Source organism: Dankookia sp. GCM10030260, assembly GCF_042666655.1.
Classification (GTDB): Bacteria; Pseudomonadota; Alphaproteobacteria; order Acetobacterales; family Acetobacteraceae; genus Paracraurococcus.
On sequence record NZ_JBHTDE010000057.1, the window covers coordinates 1 to 4,199 of the forward strand.

The 4,199-nt window shown below is 68.7% G+C and carries 3 protein-coding genes; 2 read left to right on the top strand and 1 reads right to left on the bottom strand.

The window, feature by feature from the left end; genetic code table 11:
* The first annotated feature begins 233 nt into the window (after positions 1-233).
* Positions 234-611 (top strand): transposase, encoded by a 378-nt coding sequence (locus ACFQS7_RS30630; protein ID WP_380070931.1) that lies wholly within the window; start codon positions 234-236, stop codon positions 609-611.
* 245 nt (positions 612-856) lie between these two features.
* Positions 857-1,354, top strand: coding sequence for a hypothetical protein (locus tag ACFQS7_RS30635; RefSeq protein ID WP_380070932.1), 498 nt, complete (start codon positions 857-859; stop codon positions 1,352-1,354).
* A 267-nt stretch (positions 1,355-1,621) separates the two neighbouring features.
* On the opposite strand, the gene ACFQS7_RS30640 is transcribed toward ACFQS7_RS30635, so the two are convergent.
* Complete coding sequence (locus ACFQS7_RS30640) at positions 1,622-3,790, bottom strand: HWE histidine kinase domain-containing protein (protein WP_380070933.1); 2,169 nt, start codon at positions 3,788-3,790, stop codon at positions 1,622-1,624.
* Positions 3,791-4,199: the final 409 nt, after the last annotated feature.

Here is a 4,199-nt window from a genome sequence, read left to right on the forward strand (position 1 = left end):
ACCGTGTCACGCTCGGGTTCACCGACCGCGGCATCGAAAGCCTCAAGGAACTCAGCCTCGATCAGAAGCGGTGAGCGTCGCCAAAACCCCGGCCCGCACCAACCGCGGCCTTGGCCGGATGGGTACGCCGCTTCCGCTGCAGCACGGCCGAGTGCCCGCAGTGGACCTTCGCCGAGCCGCTACCGGCGGAGATTGCCCGGCGATCCGGGCAGCGTACCTCGCGCCTGGACGGCTTGGTCCAGCAGCTCGGTGTGGCGGTCGGCGGCCGCCCCGGCGCAGGCCTCGCCCGACGCCTCATGCTGCCGGTCAGCAGGGATACGCTGCTGCGGGTCGTGCGGCGGCTGGCGCCGGGCAAGGCTGGCCCGGTCCGGGTCGTCGGGATCGACGAATGGGCATGGCAGCGTCGCCAGCGCTACGGCACCATCATCTGCGGCCTCGAGCGGCACAGCATCGTCGAGTTGCTGCCCGACCGCAATCAGGCGACCGTGACGGCGTGGTTGCGGGCTCATCCCGAGGCCGAGGTTGTCACCGCGACCGCGCGGGCGGCTTCGCCGGTGCGGTCAGGCAGGCCGTGCCCGAGGCGATCCAGGTCGCGGACCGCTGGCACCTGATGGAGAATGCCAGCGCGGCTTTCCTGGACGCCGTGCGCGCTGACTTAGGAAAACATCCGCCGTGCCCTCAACAGTGGAGCGGTCAACCCGGACCTGCTGAGCGCGGCCGAACGCGTGCAGTACGAGAGCTACTTGCGGAGCCGAGAGGCGAACGACGCCATCCGCGCCATGACTGGCACCGGCACCCCGATCAAGGAGATCGTCCGCCGCACCGGCCGCAGCCGCAAGCTGGTACGGTACGGCCCATGCTCCGGCAGGCCGAGGACGAGGTATTCCGCAGCCGGACCAGCAGCCTTGATCCCTGGCTGCCGCGACTGGGGATGATGTCGGACGGCGGCTGTCGCAACGCCGCTGAACTCTGGCGCCGCCCGCGCGCCGAGGGCTTCGGCGGCTGCCTGCGGATCGTCACGGAGTGGGCTACACGGCGTCGGCGCAGCGAGGAGCCTAATGGCGACGCAGCTGGCCGGGTACTGCCGACCAGGATCATCGCACTGGCCATGCTGGCCGCGCGCGAGAACCTGGCGCGGGCCGAGGCGGTGATGGTGGCGGCCATCGAGGGCGACATGCCCACCCTGGCTACCGCGCGCGATCTGATGGAGCGCTTCCATCGCATGCTGCGGAGCGGAACTCCGGAGGCGTTGTCCGCCTGGATCATGGACGCCAAGGCCAGCCTGATCGCCTCCTTCGGTCGTGGCATCGCTGACGACCAGGCCGCCGTTCGCGCGGCGCTGACCGAGGCGTGATCGAACGGCGTTACCGAGGGCAGCATCACCAAGCTCAAGCTGGTCAGGCGACAGATGTATGGCCGCGGCAAGCTCGACCTACTGCGGGCCCGGCTCGTCGCGCCGGTATCGTCAGCATGACCGGCACGAAATCTGCGCCAGAGCCCCTATTCCACGCCGATTGACAGACCGGGGGCGCCAACGGCGTCAGAGCGTTTTTGGCTCAGGCGTCAAAAGCCGGCGTTGTTTTGCGCATGGCCCATCAGCCTCGGCCAAGGGTAAGCATGTCTACGCATGGCCCCCGTCGACGGCCGGCTTCGCGGGCATGCCGGCAGGTATCAGAGGCCAGCCATGACGTTCAGTTCTGGCCGTGACATCAGACGTGCTGAGACCGTCTCCATTTGCCACGGCTCGCGCCAGTGGCACGTTGAGCTCGCAGACCAGGCCTGTCGGGCGCCATGACTTCGTGACCGATCCGCCAAGCTGGTTGCGAATTGTCGCCTCGATAACCCGCGAGCCGAAGCCGCGCCGCGAAGGTGGGGCCTGGATGGGTGGTCCGTCGAGTTCAGACCAGCGTAGCCGGAGCAGGCCGTCCGCCGCGTCCAGGGACCAAGCTAGCTTCACTCGCCCACCGAGAACCGATAGGGCTCCATGCTTGGTCGCGTTGGTGGCCAGCTCATGCAGCGCCATCGAAAGCGCCTGCGCTGCTGCGGGCAAGAGGGTTACTGCCGGTCCGTCCAGTGTGGCACCAAGCAGGAAGACGCCCATCTCGGCCTGTGCCAGGGCGCGGAGGTCGGCGCCCGACCACCGCGCCTCGGCTAGCAAAGTGTGGGCACGCGCCAGCGCCGCCACCCGACCTTCCACTGCGGCAGCGTATGACGCTGCATCGTCCTTCGGGGTCAGCCGCAGCGCCGCCTGGACCACCGCTAGCGCGTTTTTGGCACGATGGTCGACCTCGCGCGTCAGCAGTTCCCGCACCTCCTCGGCGCGCCGACGCTCGGTCACATCCTGCACTATGCTGACAGCCCGCAGCGTGCGGCCTTGCGGGTCGCGGGCGGAGATGGCGGCGTTCGCTTGCACCCAAACCACGGCGCCGTCGGGACGAAGAAGGCGGTACTCCTCCTCGACTTCACCTCCTTGGGTGATGGCGAGAAAGGCAGCGGGTTTGCCGCGATCTGCAGGATGGCAAATATCGTCCGGGCCGAGCCGCCCAACCAGTTCTGTCTCAGCACGGCCGACGATTGCGCAGAAGCGGCGGTTGGCCCGCAGATAGAGCTGGGTCTGCGCATCCACCTCGGCGACACCCGCCGCCGCGGTGTCGAAGATGGCGCGGAATTCGGCTTCGCGTGCGGCAAGGGAGTGCTCGGCTTGTTCGCTGGCCAGGCGCAGCGCCTCGAACTCGGCCACCCCGGCCGGTGGCACGTCAGGTGGTGGCGTGCCTCGCCCGGGCTCGTCCGCAGCGATCGCCTCGGCCCGGCGGACCAGCGCTGCCACCGGGCGCAGGATGCGGCGCGCGAGACCAGCGGCGACGGCTAAGGCAAGCGCCATCACCACAGCCGCGCCCGTGGCGAGAACGGCCAGTGGACCAATCCAGTTTGCTCGGTAGCGCGCGTAGGGCTCTGCCACCACCACGCTCCAGCCGGGTGCGGTATGGAGTGGCTGGGCCGAATACAATGCTGGCTTGCCGTAGACAGACTGACTCCAGAATACGCCGCGCGCGCGCTCGGCTTCCGGGACACTCCGGCTCGGCGGTATGGTCCCGGCAAAGCGCTCGTGGTCGCGCGAGCGCGCTACGATTTGGCCTCGACCGTCAGCGACCGAGACGAATGCCCCGCCGGAGGGGCCCATGGCGGTCAGGCGGGCTGACAGGCGGCCAGGGTCGATGACCAGAACCACGACCCGCGTGACGCGCCCCACCTGCAGCGCAGGAGCTGCAACCGCGACGATGGGGCGCTGCGTCCCGCGCCCGACGAAGAAGTCCGAAACCGCGGGCCGCCCGGTTTCGGCGGCGCGTCGGATGACATCCCACGCCCCTTCACCTGGCGGGGAGGGCGGCGGCAATGGCTCACCCTCCGGCAGGGCCGTGTTCAGGAGCTGGCGGTGCCCCGGGGCGGCATCGTTCAGCACAACCCAGCTGCCCACCGACTGTCCGACGCTCCGTGCCCAGGCGTCGAAAGTCGGAAGGTCGTCGCGCTCGAGCAGCGGCGAGGAGGCAAGCGCGACGACCGTTGCAAGATAAGTTTGAACTTCGCTGTCGAGGAAGAGCGCCATGGCGCGGGCGGTGTCCTGGAGCCTTGCCTCGAAGGCGCGTCGATAGCTGTCCGCCAAGTGCCAAGCGGCGCCAGCTGCGACCGCTAGGGCCGGCAGCAGCACGGCGAGGACAAGGGCGATCAGGTGAGCGCGGAGGCCCGGACGGAAGCGCTTGGTCTTCCCGATGGTCGGGTTACGAGGGTCCACGGCGCCGCACCACCTGCCGCGCCTTACCCCGCGCGCCCTTCCTTTGCAAACCGGGACACGGCCGGTTGGTGGAGATGGAGTAGTTCATCATTCGTTGTCATGAAATGCTTAAAGCGGTGGGGCCAGTGTCATTCCACATCAGGTGCCGGAAACGCGAAAAGCCCCATGACCTCGGTCTGAGGTCATGGGGCTTTTGCGTGCCCTCCAGTCGGGAGGACAGAGAATGGCGGCTAGTCCGGCGTGTCGCCGGTGCGGGCCCGCTCCCGGCGGCGGTGCTCGAAGACGGCGCCCTGGAAGGCGCGGAACTCGGGCATCCGCAGGAAGCGGACGAGGTAGCCGCCGTAGGTCAGCTCGGCATGGCAGGCCAGGCAGATCAACCACCCATGCTCCGGCTTGTTCAAGCCGCGAT